We start from the raw sequence: 19,595 nt of genomic DNA on the forward strand, positions 1-19,595 counted from the left end.
GGCTAGCGGCCGAGATCGAGCGAGGACGTCGCGTCGATGTCCGAGTTGCTGCGGCGGGCCCGCTCGACGTACTCGCCGGCCTTCGCCGTCTCGGTCTGCAGGACTCCGACGGTCTGGGCCATGCTGTCGAGCGCCTTGATCTTGAAGTCCGAGATCGAGTCCATCGTCTGGTAGATGTTCGCGAACGCGGCCTGCAGCTGCGGCAGTCCGACCGTGGCCGAGGCTGCCTGCGACTGGATCGAGGCCGACTGGTCGGCGAGCATGCGCGAGGTGGCCTCGATCATGTTGGACGTCGTGGTGTTCAGCGCCGTGATCTGATCGAGCACGAGGCGCTGGTTGGCGAGCGCCTGCGCCACGATGACCGCCGTCCGCAGCGCCGAGACGGTCGTGGTCGTCGCCCGGTCGACGCCCTTGATCAGCTCGACGTTGTTCTTGATGACGACGTCGATCGCGAGGTAGCCCTGGATCGACACGGCCAGCTGGGTCAGCAGGTCCTGGTGCTTCTGGCGCGCGTAGAAGAGGACGTCCTCGCGCAGCGCCTTCGCCCGCTCCGGATCGGTCGCGTCGAGCTCGGCGATCTTCGCCGAGAGCTTCACGTCGAGCCGCTCGGCGACGTAGATGTACTCGTTGAGACGGGTCATCGTCTCCCAGAGGTTCTGCTTCTCGAGATTCAGGGCCGCGTTGTCCTTCCGCAGCTCGTCCTGCCCGTCGTACAGGGCCTGGATGATCGCGTTCAGGTGCGACTGGGCGCTCTCGTAGCGGCGGAAGTAGTCGGTGATCTTGTTGCCGAACGGGATGAAGCCCAGGATCTTCTTCTGCAGGTTGTCCTCGGACGGGTCCAGATCCTCCACCGTGCGGCGCAGCTCGAGCAGCGTCTTGCCGATGGTCGACCCCTCGGAGAGCCCGCCCTCCTGGAGGGCGCGCACCGGCGTGCTCAGCAGCCGGTTCGACGAATCGGCGGCCGAGCGGATGTCCGCGTCGCCCATCGTGCGGATGTCGTTGGCCCGCGTCGCGAACTCGGGACTGCGGGACTCCGTCGCCAGGAGCGTGTCGAGGTAGCCGTCGACCTTCGCCTCGAGGCCGGGCAGTGCGGCTTCCGGCACCTTCGGCGCGATCGACGGCGCCGAGGTGGTCGGCACCGCTGCCACCGGCTCCGGAGGCGTGAGCGAGAGGGCGTTCTGGACGGGCGGCTGCAGGGCCTCGGTCATCGGGATCCTCACCGTTCCTGGCGCTCGGCGCCGACTGGGATGAACGTCCGCCCAGCATATCCCGGGCCCTCCCGCGGGATCCCCGCGAGCCGCCTCGTCCGAGGACTCGACGCGATCGGGCGGCTGTGGAGGAGCGTCCGCCGCCGGTCAGACCGCCTTCGGGCGCCTCCGCAGCGTCGCCACCGCGACTCCGGCCAGGGCGAGCGCGCCTCCGAGCAGCGCGGCGAGCGGCGGGGTCTCGCCCAGGACGAGCCAGGACAGCAGCACGACCACCGCGGGCACCGCGTAGGTGGACGCCGCGGTGCGACCCGCGCTGGAGCGCGCGAGGACGTACCCCCACGTCGTGAAGGCGACGGCCGTCGGGAAGATCCCGAGGTAGACCACGGCCAGGATCGAGGAGAGCGGAGCGGCGGCGAGCGCCTCGACGAGCTCCGGTGCGAAGGGCAGGCACGCGACCGTGCCGGCGAGGCAGCCGAGCCAGGTCATCGTCGGCGCGTCGATCCGGCCCAGCAGGCGCTTCTGGAGGGTCGCCGCGCTGCCGTAGACGACGGCGGCCACCAGGCCGAGGGCGACGCCGATCACGTCGAACTGCCCGGTGGAGGTGGAGAACGCGATCACCGCGACGCCGGTCAGCGCCACGAGCATCCCGGCGAGGAGACGGCGGGGGAATCCCTCCCCCAGCAGCAGCCCGGCGAGCACGGCGGTGATCATCGGCGCGATGTTCACCAGCAGCGCCGCCGTCCCCGCGTCGACATGCCGCTCCGCAGCGTTCAACGCCAGGTTGTAGACCCCGAACCAGGCGACCCCCCAGCCCAGCACGAGCAGGAGGAGGCGCCCGCGCGGGACCGCCGTGCGCGGATCCGGAGCCGCCTCCGAGCGGCGCCTCCGGGCGGTGAGGACGACGCGCACCACCGTGAGCGCGAGCGACCCCACCACGATGCGGCCGAGGGTCAGCGCGCCCGGGCCGAAGTCCTCCGTCGTGGCGCGGATGCCGACGAAGGCCGACGCCCAGAGCAGGACGGTGACCGCGATCGCGCCCCACAGCAGGAGGGCGTCCCTCGTGGAGGGCGGGGCGGAGGAGGAGACGTCGGTCATGAGGCCATCGTGGCGCTGCCGGGGATTCAGCACCAGTTCCGTTCACTGTCGGATCGTTCAGCCGGACTGTACGGTCGTCCCATGCTCGACGTGCACCGGCTCCGCATCCTCCGCTCCGTCGTCGCCTCCGGCTCGATCGCGGGAGCCGCCTCCGGCCTCGGCTACACGCCGTCCGCCGTCAGCCAGCACCTCTCCGCTCTGCAGCGCGAGACCGGACTGACCCTGCTGGAGCGGGTGGGCCGCGGCGTCCGCCCGACCCCCGCCGGACGCGCCCTCGCCGCCCAGGCGGACCGCGTCCTCGAGCGCCTCGCCGAAGCGGAGGCCGTGGTGGACGAGCTGCGCGACGGCCGCTCCGGCCGCCTCTCGGTGACGTACTTCGCCTCCGTCGGCAGCGCCTGGATGCCGGAGGTCGCCCGCCGGCTGACCGCCGCGTTCCCCGGCCTCGCCCTCGATCTGCGCCTGGGAGAGGAGCTCGACGACGACCTCGGAGCGCGCCCCGACGTGCAGCTCCTCGTCGCCTCCTCCGAGCCGACCGCCCCCGGATTCACGGCGCACCACCTCCTCGACGACCCCTACCTCGTCGTCCTGCCCGACGGTCATCCGCTCGCCTCCCGGAGCGAGATCGACCTCGCCGAGCTCGCGAACGAGCGCTGGGTCGACAACGACCTGCCCACCGGCTGGTGCCGCCGGAACGTCGTGGAGGCCTGCGCCGCCGCCGGGTTCGCGCCGCCCTTCCACGTCCAGGCCAACGATCACATCACCGCCGCCGCGTTCGTCGCCGCGGGCATGGGCGTGACGGTCCTGCCGGAGCTCGCGGCCCACCGCCTGCCGGACGGCGTCCGCGCCGTGCCCGTCGTCCGTCCCCGGCCCGTCCGCTCCCTCGAGGCCGTCGTGCGCAACTCCGCCGCCTCCTCCGCACCGGTGGCCCTGGTGCTGGAGACACTGAAGGCACTCGTCGCACGCCGTTGAGCGCGCCTGCACGGGCGAGCTCGCAGCACACCGGAGCACGATGGGCCCGTGAGCTCCGTCGAACCCGTCACCCGTTCCGCGCCCGCGCTCGGCGGACCGCGCATCCTGAAGCAGCGCTGGACCGAGGCGACGTTCCTGCACTGGCGGGTCGACCCCGCCCTGGTGGCGCCCCACCTCCCGGCCGGGACGAGGCCCGACGAGCACGACGGTTCCTCCTGGGTGGGCCTGATCCCGTTCCGGCTCTCGCGGACGGCCTTCCTCGGCGGCCCGCGGGTGCCCTGGCTCGGCACCTTCCCCGAGGTGAACGTCCGGCTCTACTCCGTCGACGAGCAGGGACGACGCGGAGTCGTGTTCGTCTCGCTCGACGCCTCCCACCTCCTTCCCGTGCTCACCGCGCAGGCGGTGTTCGGGCTCCCCTACCGCTGGGCCCGGATGAGCATCGAGCACCGCCACGGCGCGGTGATCTACGACACGATCCGGCACTCGGACTCGGCCGCCCGCTCCCGGATCGTCGTCCGCCCGGGCGAGCCGGTCGACGAGGACCCGCTCGGCTCGTTCCTCACCGCACGCTGGGCCTACCACGAGCGCCACCTGGGCTCCACCTGGTACGGCCGCAACCTGCACCGGCCGTGGCCGCTGCGACGCGCGGAGCTGCTCGCGCTCGACGACGGGCTGCTCGACGCCGCGGGCTTCCCCGGGCTGGCGACGCGCGCGCCGGACTCGGTGCTGTACTCGGCCGGAGTGGAGACCGTGTTCACGGTGCCGCGGAAGGTGTGAGGGGGGCGGGAACGCTCCTCCACAGGCGGCTCTTCGCGATGCTGTCCGATGGAACGGCGCTCCCGAGGCCCACGGCGAGACGTCGTCCGGTGAGATCAGGGCATGAAGGAATCGGCGACAGTAGACGACGCGCTCACGGAGGCGCTCGCGCTCGCCGGCTCACGGCACGCTGAGCGGTCCGCCGTCGAGGCATCCCGGTACCGGGCAGTCGAGGAGGCACGCCGCCTCGCGATGGCGGCACCGGCGGCGCTCATCGGCGAGCACGTCCAGGTGCAGGTGGATCGGGCGGAGGCGGCGCACCGGGCGCTGATCGCGGAGCTCGCGACGGGACTCCGGGTCTCGGAGGCGCACGCCTCTGCACTGGTCGACGAGGCACGCCTGCTGGTGAACGACCTCCCGGCGACGTTGCGCGCACTCGCGGACGGAGCGCTCTCCTCCGAGCACGCGCGACTCGTGGTGCGAGGAGCGCTCGACGTCCCCGCCGAGGTCCGTGGGCGCTTCGACGAGGAGGCCGCGACGATCGCGGTCGCCTGCACGCCGCCCCAGCTGCGACGCGCCCTCCGGTCGCTCCGGGAACGGCTGCACCCGCAGACGCTCAGCGAACGTCATCGGGACTGCGCCCGTCGTCGCGCGCTCTGGGTGGAGGGCCTCGACGACGGGATGGCGATCCTGCACCTCTACACCGCAGCTCCCGATGTGCTCGGCGCGATGGACAGGATCGACCGGGCCGCCCGCTCCCTCGCGGATCTGCCGGACGAGGAGCGGACGCTGGGCCAGCTCCGCGCGGACATCGCCGCTGCGCTGCTGGTCGACGGGGAGACATCGGCCGAGGGAGACGGCACGTCGATGCCGGCGGGAGTGCGCGCCGAAGTCGCGGTGACCGTGCCTGCACTGACCCTCCTCGGGCGGTCCGACCAGCCCGCCGTCCTCGACGGATACGGACCCGTCGATCCGGAGACCGCGCGGCGTCTCACAGCAGGTGCTCCCTCGTTCATGCGGCTGCTCACCCATCCGGAGAGCGGAGCGGTCCTCTCCGTCGGACGCGACTCCTACCGAGTGCCGGCGGACCTGCGTCGCCACCTCCAGCACCGCGACGGGACCTGCCGGTTCCCGGGATGCACCCGTAGCACCCGCCACGCGGACGTCGACCACACGAACGACTGGCAGCACGGAGGCACCACGTCGGCCGACAACCTCGCGCACCTCTGCCGACACCACCACCGGCTCCGCCACACCACGGGGTGGACCCACCGGCAGGAGCCGGACGGCACGCTGCACTGGACGAGCCCGACGGGACGGCAGCATGTCACCCGGCCCTGGGAGCCGGGGGACAGGGCGGAGGGCGGACACGGTCCGAGCGGAGACCGCGGGCCGTGACACGGGCAGGTCGGGTGGTCGAGACAGGCAGGTCAAGGGGCGGGCCCGCTTCGGCGCGCCCGCGTAGCGTGGACGCACGGGCCGATCGGCGTGGAAGCGACAAGAGGGGCAGCGACATGGCAGGAACGAAGGACAGGAAAGACGCGACGACGGGGACCTCGGCGGTGCTCTTCGACATCGACGGGACCCTCGCCGACACGAACGTCCTCCACGTCGAGGCGTGGTCGCGCGCCTTCTGGCAGGCCGACCTCGTCGTGCCCGCCTGGCGCATCCAACGAGCGATCGGCGCAGACTCGTCGGAGCTGCTCGACATGCTCCTCGAGGACGACGTGAAGGAGGAGCAGCGCGCACTGGTGAAGTCGCTGCACACCAAGAACTACGCCGAGACGACAGCACGCATCGTTCCACTCCCGGGAGCTCGCGAGCTCATCGCGACGCTCGTCGGTCGAGGCGTCCACGTCGTCCTCGCCACCTCGGCACCGCAGAACGAGCTGGACGTGCTTCTCGACATCCTCGACTTCGGCGGCTCCGTCCACGCTGTCACCAGCGGCGCCGACGTCTCCACCGCCAAGCCAGCACCCGACCTGATCTCGATCGCGCTCGACCGCGCGGGCGTCTCCGTCGACCGCGCCATCATGGTCGGCGACGCGACCTGGGACGTCCTGGCCGCCGAGCGCGCGGGCCTGGCAACAGTCGGGGTCCTCTCCGGCGGAACCTCGGAGCACGAACTCCGCGAGGCCGGAGCCGTCGCCGTCTACGAGGACGCGGCGGCCGTCCTCACCGGTCTCGGTGAAGGGCCCCTCGCGAGCCTCCTGAACTGACCGACCGCCACCCCAGGAGGCTCACGAGCCTCAGTCGCGGGGTCGCCGTCGCAGCACGAGGAGCGTCACTCCGATGGCGGCGGCGACCGCGGCGAGAGCGCCGCCGATCCACAGGACGTCCCCGAGGAGTGCCGGGTCCGATCCGGACGTCGCCTGCGCCTCGTCGGCGGACTCGGCCTGTCCTCCTGAGACCGCGACGGTGCCGTTGCAGTCCGGGACCGAGCCCGACCCCTCGGCGAGCGCGGTCCCGTCGGCCGGCGCCCAGTCGAACGCGTACTGGCCCGACACGGGGTGCCCGTCGGTGGACACGACCTGCCAGGTCACCTCGTACTCCCCCGCTGCGCCGAGCTCGAGCGGCATCGACGCTTCCGGCCCGACGACGCTGACGCAGCCGTCGCCGTAGTAGAGCCCGTCCGGCCCGACGACGCGCAGAGCCGCCGCCGTTCCGTCCGTCCCGAGGACGAGCAGGTCGTCGTTCGTCGTCAGCACCAGCGTTTCCGGCTGCTCCGTCACCGTCGAGTCCGCAGCGGGAGTCGTCGAGACGAGGTAGTTGTGCGCGCTGGCGGGCGCCGCCACCGCGATCGAGCCGAGCAGCCCGATCGCGGTCGCGGCGACGAGGGCCTTCCGACGGGTCACGCCGACGCCTGGGGTCCGCGACGGCGGGAGGCGAGCCCGACGGCCACGCCGACCGCGCCGACGACGAGCCCGCCGACTCCGAGGATGCGGGCGAGCACGTCGTCGCCGCTCGTGGCCGTCGTCGCCGAGGCGGTGGTCGCGACCGCGTCGTCACCGTCGCCGTCGTCGTCGTGTCCGCCCCCGTGGCCGGAACCCGCTTCCGCCGCGGTCACCGCGACGGTGGGAGCGGGCAGCTCGGGCTCGTCCTGGCCGTCGACGGTCGGCTGGTCCCAGGCGGTGCTGCCGGTCTCGCACGTCTGCAGCACGGGGAACTCCAGCGTGGAGCCCGCCGCGTCCTCGGGGAGCTGAAGCTGGAGGGCGACGGTGTCGCGGTAGCCGTCGGCGAGGGGCGTCTTCGCCGTGTAGACCACGTCCGAGACCCGCTTGGTCGCGGTGTTCCCGTGGGAGTCGGTGACCGGGTCGGCGATCGCGACCTCGTTCTTCACGACGTCCCAGTTCGGGTTGATCGTCGGGCTGACCGAGTTGATGCCGTCGGGCATCGTGATCGTGAGTCCCGTCGTCGGCGAGCCCTCGCAGCCGTGGGCCAGCGAGAACGTCACCACCGTGTACGAGCCGGCGGCGGTGCTGCTCGCCGCCGCAGTCACGTGGGCGCTGGCCGCCGTGGGCGCGGCGACAGCGAGCGCGATCGATCCGACGGCGACGAGTGCGCCGCTGCCGACAAGGCGGAGCCGCAAGAAGGAAGAAGAAGAAGAAGAACGGGTCATGACGGTCGTGTCCTCGGGGGAGATCCGGCGCGGGGCCGGGAGTTCTGGACGCAGCGCGGGTCCGCGGTGCGTGCGGGGCGCCGACCGGAGCCGCTCCCGCACGGGAGGGGCGTCAGGCGGCGCGGAGGACCTGCAGCGGCGGCCCGCGGTGCCGGAGGATCGAGAGGACCGCGTCGAGGGATCGAGGCGCCCGCGGCTCGGGGGTGCCCGTCATCGAGACGCCGGGGGCCGACGGGAGCGCGACCGCGGACGCGCGGGCGACGATCCCCACGACGACGCGCTGGAGGCTTTCTCCCAGCGTCCAGAAGAGGCGCTCGCCGTACCGGAACGCCGCGATCGTGAAGGCAGCCGCAGCAAGGTGGGCGACGAGCATCACCGGAGCGTGAGCCGCGTGTCCGCCTCCGCCGGCGATCAGCTCGATGGTCGACCCGTCGTGGAAGTGCGCGCCGGTGCCCGTCGTCCCGACCACGCTCACCTCCCCACCGCTGCCCGTGATGAGGAAGAGGCCGTGGTACGCGATCTGGCTGAGGAGCACGGAGAGCGTCAGCCGGGGAAGGGACAGACGGCGCCCCGAGAGGAGGACGCAGACGACGACGGCGAACGCCGCGGCGAGGGCGAGCACGGCAGGAGCTGGGGTCTCGGCGCCCGCGAGCGTGTGGGAGGCGGCGGCCGTGGCGGTCGCGGCGAGAGCGGCGGCGACGCCGCGAGCCACTCGTGCACCTCGGGTCTGCACTCGCCCGTCCTCTCGTCGTCGCGTCGACGCGTGCGCGCCACGTCTCCAGGGTAATCGACGCGGCGGAGCAGCTCCCCGCCGTCCCCGTTCCCTGCCGTTACGAAGCCGTTACCTAGATCACCGAAAGAAATCCAAACCCCCGCAGGGAGGGCTCCGAACACATGTCAACGGCCGCGAAACGGTCCACACAGAACAGGTCCTCCGCATCACGTGGGGGCCGTCTCACGAAGGAGTTATCCCATGCGATTCACCAAGCGTTCCGCCCTCGCCGCATTCGCCCTGCTGGGCACCGCCGCCCTCGGCCTCACCGCCTGCTCGAGCGGAAGCGGCTCGACCACCGCCGCCAGCGACGCGGCGACCGAGATGTCGACCCCGATGGCCACCTCGTCGGCCTCCGCCTCCTCGACCCCCATGGCGACCATGGACCCGGCCGCGAACCTCGTCGGTCCCGGCTGTGCCGCCTACGCCGAGCAGGTCCCGGACGGCGCCGGCTCGGTCGAGGGCATGTCGCTCGACCCCGTCGCGACCGCCGCGTCGAACAACCCGCTGCTCACCACCCTGACCGCTGCGGTCTCCGGTGGCCTCAACCCCGACGTCAACCTCGTCGACACGCTGAACAGCGGCGAGTTCACCGTCTTCGCCCCGGTCGACGACGCGTTCGCCAAGCTCGACGCCGCGACCGTCGACTCCCTCAAGACCCCCGAGGGCGCCGCCACGCTGTCCTCGATCCTGACCTACCACGTCGTCCCCGGCCAGATCGCCCCTGACGCGATCGCCGGCGATCACGCCACCGTCCAGGGTGGCAACCTCACCGTCACCGGTTCCGGCGACGACCTGAAGGTCAACGACGCGTCCGTCATCTGCGGTGGCGTCCAGACCGCCAACGCGACCGTCTACCTCATCGACACCGTGCTGACCCCCCCGGCCAGCTAATTCCCCTCACCGGCTCCGGCCGGTGAACACGCCGAAGGGCGGGCATCGCGAGGTGTCCGCCCTTCGGCGTTCGTGCGTGCGGAAGCCCTCCGCGAAGCCGGGCACTGCAGAGCCGTCCAGCACAGAGTCGTCCAGCACAGAGTCGCGCAACGCAGCGCCGCCCCACGGGAATCCGTACAGCGCGGAGCCCTGCGCAGCGCGGAGTCGGAGGGTCACCATGACCCGGCACTCGCCGTCACTCCGCACTACAGCACCCACCACGAACGACACGAGGCGCGGACCCCGATGTAGGGGGTCCGCGCCTCGTCGTCGTGCGGTCGGCGGCTACTCGGCCGGGGCGCTGATCTCGCGCAGGACGCGGTCGCCGGGGCGGGCCTCGATCATCTCGGCCTCGATCTCGGCACGGTCGAGCAGCTCCTCCATGCGGCGGCGGCGGTTGCGCGTGATGAGCGTCACGACCGTGCCCGTCTTGCCCGCGCGGCCGGTGCGGCCGGAGCGGTGGAGGTACGTCTTGTACTCGTCGGGAGCGTCCGCCTGGATCACCAGGTCGATGTCGTCGACGTGGATGCCGCGCGCGGCCACATCGGTCGCGACCAGCACGTCCACGCGTCCGCTGGTGAGCAGTGCGAGGTTGCGGGTGCGGCGCGACTGGTTGAGGTCGCCGTGGAGGCTCGTCGCGGGGATGTCCGCGTGGTCGAGCTGCTCCGCGAGCTGCTCCGCGAACGCGCGGGTCCGGGCGAAGATCAGCGTCTTGCCCTGGCGGGCGGCGAGCTGCTCGATGATCTCGGCCTTGTCGCGGTGCTCGATCAGGAGCACGCGGTGGTCGATGGTCGAGGACGCCTGGTCCTCGCCGGCGACCTCGTGGACGCTCGGCTCGACCAGGAACTCGTCCACGAGCGTCGCGACGCCCTTGTCGAGCGTGGCCGAGAACAGCAGCCGCTGGCCGCCGTCGGCGGTCTGGCGGAGGATGCGCTGCACGGGCTCGAGGAAGCCGAGGTCGCACATGTGGTCGGCCTCGTCGAGCACCGTGATGGTGATGTTCGAGAGGTCGAGGCGGCCCTGCTCGACGAGGTCCTCGAGGCGGCCCGGCGTCGCGATGACGATGTCGACTCCGCGCTGGAGGGCTCCGACCTGCTTGTACTGGGGGACGCCGCCGTAGATGGTCGTCGTGAACAGGCCGACGGAGCGGGCGATCGGCTGGATCGTCCGGTCGATCTGCATGGCGAGCTCGCGGGTCGGCGCGAGGATGAGCGCCCGCGGAGCGCGGCCCGGCTTGCGGCCCTTCGCTCCGTTGTTCTCCATCAGCCGCTCGACGACGGGGGCGCCGAAGGCGATGGTCTTGCCGGAGCCGGTCTTGCCGCGTCCGAGGACGTCCTTGCCGGCGAGCACCTCGGGGATGGTCGCGGCCTGGATCGGGAACGGCGCGGCCGCTCCGAGCTCGGTCAGCATCCGGACGATGTTCCCTCCCAGGCCGAGGTCGCCGAAGGTGACGCCCTCGACGTCGACGGCGAGCGTGGCCGTCGCCTCGAGGCGCTCGAGCACGACGTCGTCGGCCTGGTGCGGCGCACGGGCGTCGCGGCTGGGGTAGAAGTCCGAGCCGGAGTCGCGGCGCGAGGGCCGGGAGTCGCGGTCGAACGAGCGGGTCGGGCGGTCGCCGCGGTCGTGGCCGCGCGAGGGACGCGCGTCCCGGTCGAAGGAGCGGGCCGGACGGTCGCTGCGGTCGAACGAGCGGGCGGGACGCTCGGTGCGGTCGTAGCCGCGCGAGGGGCGCTCGTCGCGGTCGCCGGTGCGGGCGGGACGGTCGTCGCGTCCGTAGGAGCGGGCCGGACGATCGTCGCGGTCGTTCGAGCGGGCCGGACGCGCATCGCGGTCGAAGGAACGGGCCGGGCGGTCGCTCCGGTCGAAGGAACGCGCAGGACGGTCGTCGCGTCCGTAGGAGCGGGCCGGACGATCGTCGCGATCGTTCGAGCGGGCCGGACGCGCGTCACGGTCGAAGGAACGGGCCGGACGGTCGCTCCGGTCGAAGGAACGCGCAGGACGCTTATCGCGCCCGTAGGAACGCGCCGGACGATCGTCGCGGTCGTTCGAGCGGGCCGGACGCGCATCGCGGTCGAAGGAACGGGCCGGACGATCACTGCGGTCGAAGGAACGCGCCGGACGCTCATCGCGATCGTTCGAGCGGGCCGGGCGTGCGTCGCGGTCGTACCCGCGGGCCGGACGCTCGTCACGGTCGTTCGAGCGGGCCGGACGCGCGACGCGGTCGTAGCCGCGCGAGGGCCGCTCGTCGCGGTCGTTCCCGCGAGAGGGCCGATCGGCGCGCTCGGTGGCCCGCTCGGCGCGCTCGTCGGCGTTCCAGCGCGCCTTCTTGGGGGCGTTCTCGTCGACGGCGCGGAAGCCGCGGTGGCCCTCGCTGCGCGAGCCCGGCTTGGCGCCGGGGAAGCGCGAGCGGCCGCCGAGCTGGGACTTGCCGCTCGAGGCGCCGAAGCGGTTGGGCTCGAAGTTCTTGGCCGGACGTCCGCCGGCGGGCTTCTTGTTCTTGGGCATGGCAGTTCTTCCTGGGTTCAGGTCGTGCGCGAGGAGGCGACGCCGGAGGAGCCCCGTCGTGAGGGGCGTCCGTGCGCTGGACTGCTGCGGGGCAGCAGGGGGAGAACCCGGGCGAGTCATTGACCGGGGCCGATTCACACATGTGATTCGTCTCACGACGACTGTCGGAGACTCGGCCCACTTGACTAACAAACCCATCCGCACGAGAACGCACGGTGTCAAGAGCCGACCGAGCGAGTCTACACGCGGCCCCGGAGCCTGGCTAGGGCGGGGAGACGTGCGGCCAGGAGCCGCTCAGGTCGGGAGCCGCGAAGCCTAGGAGCCGCGAAGCCCGGGAGTCGCGCACCTCCGCAACCGGTCCCCCGCGGAGTCGCCCCGCATACAGCCCCCCGGCCCCGAGCCGCAGCACGATCGACGCGCGCCCGCGCGCAACGACCGCCCGTCCGCTACTGCGACGCCCGCCGAGCCCGGTACGCGGCCACGTTCGCGCGATTGCCGCAGTTGCCCGTGTCGCAGTAGCGCTTCGAGCGGTTGCGGGAGAAGTCCACGAGCACCGCCTCGCAGTCCTCCGCCGCGCAGACGCGGATCCGCTCGCGCTCGTCGCCGCGGATCACGTCGACGAACGCCATGGCGGCCTCGACCAGGATGCGGGTGGCGAGCGGGCTCTCGTCGCGCGTCGCGTGGAGGTGCCAGCCGTAGGGTCCGTGCCGGACCAGCTGCGGGAGCGCGCGGCCGGAGTCGAGCATCCCGTTGACGACGGGGACGAGGTCCTCCTCGGCCCGCGTGAGCCAGAGGGTGCGGAGGGAGGAGCGGATCGCCCGCACGGCCTCCAGCTCCTCGGCCGATCCGTCGCGGCTGCCCGTGTACCGGTTCTCGAGGAGGAAGTCGTCCAGCTGCTCGATCGTCGCCATATCGTCCTCGCCGGACGGCGACAGCTCGGGGAGCGTGTTGACGAGGGTGGCGGTGGAGGTGAGCGACGCCTCGACGTCATAGGCGAACACCATGTTGACTCCTGACAGTGCGGCTCAGTAGTGTGCGATCAGCTCGCTGTCACGAGTGTAAGCCTTTTGACTCCTGAAGGAGCCGGCCATGACCGCCGAGAGCACTGCTGCCGTCTCCCTCCCCGCCGCGAGCGCGCCCGCGCCGGCACGGCGCCTCGGCTCCGGCCTCGTCGCGGCGCTGGCCGCGTCGGCGGCGTTCGGTCTGGGCGGGCCGTTCGTGAAGCCGCTCCTCGAGGCGGGCTGGACGCCGGCGTCCGCGGTCCTCTGGCGGGCGGGCGGCGCGGCCCTGATCCTCGCGATCCCGGCGATCCTGTCCCTCCGCGGCCGCTGGCCCGTGCTCCGCCGCAACCTCGGCACGATCGCCCTCTACGGAGTCTTCGCCGTGATCGCCGCGCAGCTCTGCTTCTACAGCGCGATCGAGCACATGTCGGTCGGCGTCGCCCTGCTGATCGAGTACCTCGCGCCGGTGTTCCTCGTCCTCTTCGCCTGGGCGCGCACGCGCCGGCACCCCGGCCGCTTCACCCTCGCCGGCTCCGCGCTCGCGCTCGGCGGCCTGGTGCTCGTGCTCGACCTGTCCGGCGAGTCGACCCCCGAGCTGGTCGGCATCGCCTGGGCGCTGACCGCCTCGCTCGGCCTGTGCGTCTACTACGTCATCGCCGGTCGAGTGGATCCGGAGCTGCCGCCGATCGCGCTCACGGCGGGGGCGATGACGGTCGGCGCCGCGATCCTGCTGGCACTCGGGGCGCTCGGCGTCACACCGCTGCGCGCGACCTTCGGAGAGGTGGTGTTCGTCGGAGCGGAGGTCAGCTGGCTCCTCCCCGCGGGCGTGATCCTCGGCATGTCGACGGTGCTGGCGTATCTGCTCGGGATCGAGGGCGGACGCCGTCTCGGCACGCGGATCGCCTCCTTCGTCGGCCTGACGGAGGTGCTGTTCTCGATCGCGGCCGCGTGGCTGATCCTCGGCGAGCTGCCCGCGCCGATCCAGTTCGGCGGCGGCGCGCTGATCCTCGCGGGGGTCGTCCTGGTCCGTCTGCAGCGCGAGCCCGGCACCCCCTGATCGCGGGGGGCCGCATCCGGGGCGCCGGGCACCCCGTACGCTGATCGCACTCATGCGCGAGCCCACCCGATCCCCGCGACGCGTCGCCGCGGTCCTGGCCGCCCTCGCACTCCTCCTCTCGGGCTGCGCGAGCACCACTCCCGTCTCGGAGCCGGTGGCGCAGGCGCTCGGAGCGGCACCTGCACCCGACTGGTCCGGCGTGAGCGTGACGGCCGACGTCGTCTACGACGCGAGCACCGGGCAGAGCGTCGACGTCTGCTCCTCCCCTGCCCCGTCGGCGGAGCCGCGGCCCGCCGTCCTCGTCGTGCACGGCGGCAGCTGGGCCCGTGGAGGCAAGGCCGACGCGAACTGGCGCCCGATCTGCCAGTGGCTCGGATCGGAGGGATTCGTCGCCGTCTCGGTCGACTACCGCCTCGCGCCCGCCGCCGTGTTCCCCGCGCAGCTCGACGATGTGACGGCCGCCCTCGACTGGCTGCTCGAGCCGGAGCAGACCGCGCGCTTCGGCATCGATCCCGAGCGGGTGGCGGCCTTCGGAGGCTCGGCCGGCGGCAACCTCGCCTCTCTGCTCGGCACGCTGCCGGCGACCTCGTCGCGCCTGGCCGCCGTGGTCGACCTGAGCGGCCCCTCCGATCTCAGCGCCGCCGGCCTCGCCGACGACGACCCGGTGGTCGGAGTCGCGGCCGCCGTGCGCAGCTACCTCGACTGCGCGGACCTGGCCTCCTGCCCCTCCGCGACCGCCGCCTCGCCCCTCGCGCAGGTGGACGGCTCCGAGCCGCCGTTCCTCATCGCGCACGCGGCGCACGAGCGGGTCGCTCTCAGCCAGTCGACCCGCTTCGCCGAGGCGCTGCGCGGAGCGGGCTCGAGGGTCGACCTCCTCGTCCTCCCCGGCTCGCTGCACTCGATCGCGCTGCTCGACGACGCTCTGCGCGCTCGGGTCGTCGAGTTCCTCCGCGCCCACCTGGGCTCGTGAGCGGAGTCGTCGTCCGCCTCGAGGACGCAGCCGGAGCGGAGGGCCTCCTCGCCGCGGTCCCGCCCCCGCACGCCCGCGTCCTGATCGCCCGGATCGATGGGGCGGCGGCGGGCGCCCTGGTGCTCGCTCCCGGCCCGGACGACTTCGCCGAGGTGCTGGAGCTGGTGGTCGCCTCCGTCCACCGGCGCACGGAAGTCGCCCGACGGCTCGTCGCGGCGGCGGAGTCGTGGGCGCGGGTGCAGCGGATCCGCACGCTGCGCCTGGCCGCCGCTCCGGAGCTCGCCCCAGCGGCCGAGGCGCTCGGCTTCACGGCGATCGACGGCTTCGGAGCCCACGTCGGCGACGACGCGGTGCTCTGCTTCGCGCGTCCGGTCTGAGCAGCGCCCGCTCCGAGGCGTGTGCCGCTCCCGGGAGGCGGCCCCGCCCTCGTCCGGCGCGCACCCCCGCCGTCAGTCGATCGAGCAGCCCAGTTCGTCCGACAGCGCCCGCTCGATCCGCGCGCGGTGCTCGTCCGACATCGGCGGCAGCGCGTCGGGCGCGAACCAGCCGACCTCGGTCGACTCGTCGTCCGCGACGTGGGCCTCCCCCGAGATCCAGCGGCAGCGCACCACGTGGTCGAGGTACTGCGAACGGTCCCCGTTGGGGTACTGCATCGGCGGGAGGGTGTGCACCTGCACGAGGCGCTCGACCTCGATCTCGACGCCCGCCTCCTCCTGCGCCTCGCGGCGGGCGGTCCCGGCGACGGTCTCGCCCGGGTCGATGATCCCGGTGACGGCCGTCCAGGCGCCGGTGTCGGCGCGCCGGACGAGCAGGACCTCGAGCGCCGGCTCCTCCCGGAGGATCACCGCGGTCACGCCGGTGAGCCAGAGCAGCTCGGTCCCGATCCGCTCGCGCAGTCGCAGCACGAAGTCGGGAGTCGCCATCAGTGCTCTTCGGGTCGGAAGTCGAACGCGACGATGCCGGCCGTGTCGACGAACGGCCCGACGAACTCCTTGAACGCGTCGTGCGCCGGATCCCAGTGCGCGGGGTCCTCGACGGCCGGCCGGCCGAGGTAGTAGTGCAGGTCGCCCTCGGAGGAGAAGGTCAGCAGGAACGCGCGGTCGAAGCCCTCGCCCGCGCCCTCGATGCTCAGCTGCGGCCCCGTCTCGATCGACTCGATGTAGGGCCGTCCGTCGCGGACGCACTCGTCGGCCAGGGCGAGGAAGCGGCGGGTGACCTCGTCCGCCTCGGCGACCAGCGCCGTCGGGCGGAAGCGGATCAGGACGAGGTGCCGGAGCGTGCCCGGGCGGAAGTCGCGGGCGACGAAGCGCTCCGGACCGATCTCGTCGAGGACCGCGGTGGCGCGCTCCGGGCCGCTGCGCCAGCGGGAGCCGACCGTCTCGGCCGCATCCCTGATGTCCGTCATGCCGACGCCTTCCCGGCGCGGGCGGCACGCCGCCGCTCACGATACCCCTCGACCAGGTTGTAGACGACGGGCAGGACCACGAGGGTCAGCACCGTCGAGGACACCAGGCCGCCGATCACGACGATCGCCAGCGGCTGCGAGATGAAGCCGCCGTGGCCCGTGATCCCCAGCGCCATCGGCAGCAGGGCGAAGATCGTCGCGAGGGCGGTCATCAGGATGGGCCGGAGCCGCCGCTCGGTGCCGTGCAGCAGCGCCTCCCGCACCGGCATCCCGCGGTCGCGGTACTGGTTCACCAGGTCCACGAGCACGATCGCGTTCGTGACGACGATGCCGATCAGCATCAGCACGCCGATCAGGGACGGCACGCCCAGCGGCACGCCGGTGATCACCTGCAGGAGGATCGCGCCGGTCGCCGCGAACGGCACCGACACGAGCAGGAGCAGCGGCTGCAGGAGCGAGCGGAACGTCGCCACCATCACGACGTAGACGATCAGGATCGCGACCAGCAGCGCGATGCCCAGCTGCGAGAACGCGTCGGCCTGGTCGGCGGTCACTCCGCCGAGGGAGGCGTCGACACCGGCCGGAAGCGCCGTCGCGTCGATCGCGTTCTGCACGGCGACGTTGGCCGAGGCGAGGTCGTCGCCCTCCGGGGTGACGGTGATGGTCGCGGTGCGCTGGCCACGCTCGGTGGTGATGCTCGCCGGACCGTCCGTCTGCTCGACCGCCGCGAGGGTGGAGAGCGCGACGGTGCCGGTGAGGGTCGGCACCTCGAGGTTCCGCAGCTCGTCCACGGTGGTCGGCGGCTGCCCGTCGGCCAGGTAGATCGAGAGGGTGCGGTCGTCGATCACGACGCTGCCGACCTGGCTGGGCTGGAGCGCCTGGCTGACGATCGTGCCCACGGCGACCTCGCTGAGCCCCGCCCGCGCCGCGGCGTCGCGGTCGACCCGCACCGCGATGTAGGGCAGCGAGGAGGAGAGGTTGCTCTCGGCCTGGCTGATCCCGTCGGTCCCGCGCAGGGCCTCGAGGAGCTGGTCGCTCGCGCTCTGGAGGTCGCTCTGCGAGGCGGTCGAGAGGTCGACCTCGATGTCCGAGGAGGCGCCGAAGCCGGAGGAGGCGGCGACGCTGATGTCCTCGGCCGAGGCGACGCCCGACAGCGCGTCGCGGACGTCCGCCTGCACGGCCTCCTGGTCGGCCGACTCGTCGGTGGTGACGGAGTAGCGGATCGAGGTGCCGCCGCCTCCTCCCCCGCCGAACGCGCTCTGCAGACCGCCGGAGGAGCCGACGGTGAGCTGGACGGTCTCGACGCCGCCGACGCCGAGGATCGCCGTGCTCGCCTGCTGCGCCGTCGCGTCCTGCGCGTCGAGGCTCTGGCCGACGGGGACCGTCTGGGTGACGGTGAAGGTGTCCTGCCCGCTGGAGCCGAGGAAGTTCGTCTTCATCAGCGGGTACAGAGCACCGGTCCCGACGAGCACGAGCAGCGCCAGGAGGACGGTGACGACCGAGTGCTTCAGCGTCCAGTGGATGATCGGGCCGTAGACCGACTGCAGCCCGCGCGCCCGCCGGGGAGCGGCGTGGGCGCCGTGGTGCGGGGCCTCCTCGACCGGCGCGGCGGTGTCGGCCGGGACTTCCGAGGCGGGTGCCCCTCCGGCCGCCGCGCGCTCCTCCGCGAGCGCCGCCTGCGCGGCCTGGCGCACCGCCGGCCGCTTCGAGGGGCGGAGGAACCAGTAGGCCAGCACCGGCACGATCGTCAGCGCCACCACGAGGGAGGCGAGCAGGGCGATCGACACGGTCAGCGCGAAGGGCCGGAACAGCTCGCCCGTGGTGCCGCCGACGAACGAGATCGGCAGGAACACCGCGACCGTGGTGATCGTGGAGGCGGTGATCGCGCCGGCGACCTCGCGGACGGCGACCGCGATGGTCCGGGCCCGGTCCTCGCCCGCGTCGAGGTGCCGCTTGATGTTCTCGATCACGACGATGGAGTCGTCGACCACGCGCCCGATCGCGATGGTGAGCGCGCCGAGGGTCAGGATGTTGAGGGTGTAGCCGGCCGTCTGCAGGCCGATGAAGGTGATCAGCACCGAGGTCGGGATCGAGATGGCCGTGACCAGGGTCGAGCGCACCGACAGCAGGAACAGCAGGATCACCAGCACGGCGAAGACGAGGCCGAGCGCCCCCTCCTGCGCGAGCGACGCGATCGACTCCTGGATGTAGGGCGCCTGGTCGAAGACCGGGGTGAAGGCGGCGTTGTCGCCGATCGACTCCTCGAGGTCCGGGAGCAGCGCGGCCACGCCGGTCGACACGTCGACGGTGTTCGCGGCCGGGAGCTTGGTGATCGAGAGGGTCAGGGCGGGCTGGCCGTTGACGCGCGAGATCGAGGTGACGGGGGCGTCGGTGACGGCGACCGTCGCGACGGAGCCGAGGATGGTGACGGTCGGCTCCGCGGTCGCGGCTGCGTCTCCCGCCGCCGCTCCGGCGTCGGAGCCGCCGGCTGAAGCGCCGGAGCCCGCGGAGGCACCCGCGCCCGCTGACGCACCGGCGCCGCCCGCACCCGCGGAGGCACCTGCGGACGGCAGCAGCGGCAGCGCCGCGATCGCGTCGGTCGAGTCGAGCTTGACGCCCGACTGCACCGAGAAGGTCGACCCGTCCTGGGTGATCTGTCCGCCCGCGACGAGCACGCCGTTCTGCTGCAGGGCCGAGCGGATGTCGCCGGTCGAGAGGCCGGCCGCGGCGAGCGCCGCGTCGTCGGGAGTGATCGTGACGCGCTGGGCGGTCTCGCCGACGAGCGCCGCCTCGCGCACGCCCTCGACCTTCTCCAGGTCCGGGATGACCGTGGTGCGCAGGCGCTCGGCCAGCGCGTCCGCGTCGCCGTCGCTCGACACGGCGAGCTGCAGCACCGGCAGGTCGTCGAGGGAGCCGGTGACCACCTGCGGGTCGACGCCGTCCGGGAGCGTGCTCTTGATCCGGTTGATCGCCTGCAGGATCTTCTGCTCGGCGGTGGCGAGGTCGGTGCCGTAGGTGAAGGACGCCGAGATGAGGGAGGAGTCCGTGGAGGACGTCGCGCTGGTCGTCTCGAGCCCCGGCACCCCCTGGATGGCGGTCTCGATCGGCGTCGAGACATCGTCGTTGACCACCTCCGGAGCGGCGCCCGGGTAGGACGTGACGACGGCGAGCTGCGGGAAGGAGATCGACGGCGCGAGCTCCTGCTTGAGCCCGGTCAGGGCGACTCCGCCGAAGACGGCGATGACGACGGTGACGAGCGCGATGAGCGCCCGGTTCTTCATGCTGAGGACCGCGAGGAGATGCAC

18 protein-coding genes are annotated in these 19,595 nt (G+C 72.8%); 8 read left to right on the top strand and 10 right to left on the bottom strand.

Going from position 1 to position 19,595, the window contains the following annotated elements:
* Positions 1–2 precede the first annotated feature (2 nt).
* Both C5D66_RS10760 and C5D66_RS10765 read right to left on the bottom strand, forming a co-directional pair.
* Positions 3–1,208, bottom strand: coding sequence for a toxic anion resistance protein (locus C5D66_RS10760; RefSeq protein WP_104223833.1), 1,206 nt, complete (start codon positions 1,206–1,208; stop codon positions 3–5).
* A 147-nt stretch (positions 1,209–1,355) separates the two neighbouring features.
* Complete coding sequence (locus tag C5D66_RS10765) at positions 1,356–2,303, bottom strand: DMT family transporter (protein ID WP_104249861.1); 948 nt, start codon at positions 2,301–2,303, stop codon at positions 1,356–1,358.
* 81 nt (positions 2,304–2,384) lie between these two features.
* Here C5D66_RS10765 and C5D66_RS10770 point away from each other — a divergent pair, with 81 nt between their 5' ends.
* From C5D66_RS10770 to C5D66_RS10785, 4 genes are all read left to right on the top strand, one after another.
* Positions 2,385–3,272 carry a LysR family transcriptional regulator gene (locus C5D66_RS10770; RefSeq protein ID WP_104255304.1) on the top strand — a complete coding sequence of 296 codons (888 nt, stop codon included), beginning with the start codon at positions 2,385–2,387 and terminating at the stop codon, positions 3,270–3,272.
* A gap of 48 nt (positions 3,273–3,320) precedes the next feature.
* Positions 3,321–4,049, top strand: coding sequence for a YqjF family protein (locus C5D66_RS10775; protein ID WP_104246884.1), 729 nt, complete (start codon positions 3,321–3,323; stop codon positions 4,047–4,049).
* Positions 4,050–4,151: 102 nt separating this feature from the next.
* Positions 4,152–5,426 (top strand): HNH endonuclease signature motif containing protein, encoded by a 1,275-nt coding sequence (locus C5D66_RS10780; protein ID WP_104255305.1) that lies wholly within the window; start codon positions 4,152–4,154, stop codon positions 5,424–5,426.
* A gap of 116 nt (positions 5,427–5,542) precedes the next feature.
* Positions 5,543–6,247 (top strand): HAD family hydrolase, encoded by a 705-nt coding sequence (locus tag C5D66_RS10785; RefSeq protein ID WP_104255306.1) that lies wholly within the window; start codon positions 5,543–5,545, stop codon positions 6,245–6,247.
* 30 nt (positions 6,248–6,277) lie between these two features.
* Here C5D66_RS10785 and C5D66_RS10790 read toward each other — a convergent pair whose 3' ends face one another.
* From C5D66_RS10790 to C5D66_RS10800, 3 genes are all read right to left on the bottom strand, one after another.
* On the bottom strand, positions 6,278–6,883 hold the full coding sequence (locus C5D66_RS10790) for a copper resistance CopC family protein (protein WP_104255307.1): 606 nt from the start codon (positions 6,881–6,883) through the stop codon (positions 6,278–6,280).
* Positions 6,880–7,647, bottom strand: coding sequence for a YcnI family protein (locus C5D66_RS10795; protein ID WP_104255308.1), 768 nt, complete (start codon positions 7,645–7,647; stop codon positions 6,880–6,882). Before C5D66_RS10795 ends, C5D66_RS10790 begins: the two co-directional genes overlap by 4 nt.
* Before the next feature lie 112 nt (positions 7,648–7,759).
* Positions 7,760–8,359 carry a hypothetical protein gene (locus tag C5D66_RS10800; RefSeq protein WP_104255309.1) on the bottom strand — a complete coding sequence of 200 codons (600 nt, stop codon included), beginning with the start codon at positions 8,357–8,359 and terminating at the stop codon, positions 7,760–7,762.
* A gap of 261 nt (positions 8,360–8,620) precedes the next feature.
* Here C5D66_RS10800 and C5D66_RS10805 point away from each other — a divergent pair, with 261 nt between their 5' ends.
* On the top strand, positions 8,621–9,313 hold the full coding sequence (locus C5D66_RS10805) for a fasciclin domain-containing protein (protein WP_104255310.1): 693 nt from the start codon (positions 8,621–8,623) through the stop codon (positions 9,311–9,313).
* 324 nt (positions 9,314–9,637) lie between these two features.
* On the opposite strand, the gene C5D66_RS10815 is transcribed toward C5D66_RS10805, so the two are convergent.
* Both C5D66_RS10815 and C5D66_RS10820 read right to left on the bottom strand, forming a co-directional pair.
* Positions 9,638–11,857 (bottom strand): DEAD/DEAH box helicase, encoded by a 2,220-nt coding sequence (locus C5D66_RS10815; protein WP_104255312.1) that lies wholly within the window; start codon positions 11,855–11,857, stop codon positions 9,638–9,640.
* A gap of 446 nt (positions 11,858–12,303) precedes the next feature.
* On the bottom strand, positions 12,304–12,861 hold the full coding sequence (locus C5D66_RS10820) for a CGNR zinc finger domain-containing protein (protein ID WP_104255313.1): 558 nt from the start codon (positions 12,859–12,861) through the stop codon (positions 12,304–12,306).
* Positions 12,862–12,946: 85 nt separating this feature from the next.
* Between C5D66_RS10820 and C5D66_RS10825 the strand changes: the two genes are divergently transcribed.
* Genes C5D66_RS10825 through C5D66_RS10835 form a run of 3 tightly spaced genes read left to right on the top strand, consistent with a single transcriptional unit; the run spans position 12,947 to position 15,262 of the window.
* Positions 12,947–13,915: a DMT family transporter gene (locus tag C5D66_RS10825; RefSeq protein WP_104326901.1), complete on the top strand. Its 969-nt coding sequence runs from the start codon at positions 12,947–12,949 to the stop codon at positions 13,913–13,915.
* A 52-nt stretch (positions 13,916–13,967) separates the two neighbouring features.
* Positions 13,968–14,885, top strand: a complete 918-nt coding sequence (locus tag C5D66_RS10830; RefSeq protein ID WP_104326902.1) for an alpha/beta hydrolase — start codon at positions 13,968–13,970, stop codon at positions 14,883–14,885.
* On the top strand, positions 14,882–15,262 hold the full coding sequence (locus tag C5D66_RS10835) for a GNAT family N-acetyltransferase (protein WP_104326903.1): 381 nt from the start codon (positions 14,882–14,884) through the stop codon (positions 15,260–15,262). The genes C5D66_RS10830 and C5D66_RS10835 overlap by 4 nt, the downstream gene beginning before the upstream one ends.
* A gap of 72 nt (positions 15,263–15,334) precedes the next feature.
* Here the strand turns inward: C5D66_RS10835 and C5D66_RS10840 are convergent, their stop codons facing one another.
* The 3 genes from C5D66_RS10840 to C5D66_RS10850 are packed head-to-tail and all read right to left on the bottom strand — an operon-like array spanning position 15,335 to position 19,595.
* Entirely contained in the window at positions 15,335–15,808 is a 474-nt protein-coding gene (locus C5D66_RS10840; RefSeq protein ID WP_104326904.1) for an NUDIX domain-containing protein, read from the bottom strand.
* The gene (locus tag C5D66_RS10845) at positions 15,808–16,290 is read right to left on the bottom strand and encodes a Dabb family protein (protein ID WP_104249875.1); all 483 of its coding nucleotides are present in this window, start codon (positions 16,288–16,290) and stop codon (positions 15,808–15,810) included. Before C5D66_RS10845 ends, C5D66_RS10840 begins: the two co-directional genes overlap by 1 nt.
* The gene (locus C5D66_RS10850; RefSeq protein ID WP_104326905.1) at positions 16,287–19,595 is read right to left on the bottom strand and encodes an efflux RND transporter permease subunit; all 3,309 of its coding nucleotides are present in this window, start codon (positions 19,593–19,595) and stop codon (positions 16,287–16,289) included. Before C5D66_RS10850 ends, C5D66_RS10845 begins: the two co-directional genes overlap by 4 nt.

The organism is Rathayibacter sp. AY1B4 (assembly GCF_002932815.1).
Lineage (GTDB): Bacteria > Actinomycetota > Actinomycetes > Actinomycetales > Microbacteriaceae > Rathayibacter.

What these genes read in the sequence shown, in the direction of transcription:
- C5D66_RS10760 (WP_104223833.1), bottom strand. Translation starts at nt 1,208, where the DNA reads ATGACCGAGGCCCTGCAGCCGCCCGTCCAGAACGCCCTCTCGCTCACG.
- C5D66_RS10765 (WP_104249861.1), bottom strand. Translation starts at nt 2,303, where the DNA reads ATGACCGACGTCTCCTCCTCCGCCCCGCCCTCCACGAGGGACGCCCTC.
- C5D66_RS10770 (WP_104255304.1), top strand. Translation starts at nt 2,385, where the DNA reads ATGCTCGACGTGCACCGGCTCCGCATCCTCCGCTCCGTCGTCGCCTCC.
- C5D66_RS10780 (WP_104255305.1), top strand. Translation starts at nt 4,152, where the DNA reads ATGAAGGAATCGGCGACAGTAGACGACGCGCTCACGGAGGCGCTCGCG.
- C5D66_RS10785 (WP_104255306.1), top strand. Translation starts at nt 5,543, where the DNA reads ATGGCAGGAACGAAGGACAGGAAAGACGCGACGACGGGGACCTCGGCG.
- C5D66_RS10795 (WP_104255308.1), bottom strand. Translation starts at nt 7,647, where the DNA reads ATGACCCGTTCTTCTTCTTCTTCTTCCTTCTTGCGGCTCCGCCTTGTC.
- C5D66_RS10805 (WP_104255310.1), top strand. Translation starts at nt 8,621, where the DNA reads ATGCGATTCACCAAGCGTTCCGCCCTCGCCGCATTCGCCCTGCTGGGC.
- C5D66_RS10815 (WP_104255312.1), bottom strand. Translation starts at nt 11,857, where the DNA reads ATGCCCAAGAACAAGAAGCCCGCCGGCGGACGTCCGGCCAAGAACTTC.
- C5D66_RS10820 (WP_104255313.1), bottom strand. Translation starts at nt 12,861, where the DNA reads ATGGTGTTCGCCTATGACGTCGAGGCGTCGCTCACCTCCACCGCCACC.
- C5D66_RS10825 (WP_104326901.1), top strand. Translation starts at nt 12,947, where the DNA reads ATGACCGCCGAGAGCACTGCTGCCGTCTCCCTCCCCGCCGCGAGCGCG.
- C5D66_RS10830 (WP_104326902.1), top strand. Translation starts at nt 13,968, where the DNA reads ATGCGCGAGCCCACCCGATCCCCGCGACGCGTCGCCGCGGTCCTGGCC.
- C5D66_RS10840 (WP_104326904.1), bottom strand. Translation starts at nt 15,808, where the DNA reads ATGGCGACTCCCGACTTCGTGCTGCGACTGCGCGAGCGGATCGGGACC.
- C5D66_RS10845 (WP_104249875.1), bottom strand. Translation starts at nt 16,290, where the DNA reads ATGACGGACATCAGGGATGCGGCCGAGACGGTCGGCTCCCGCTGGCGC.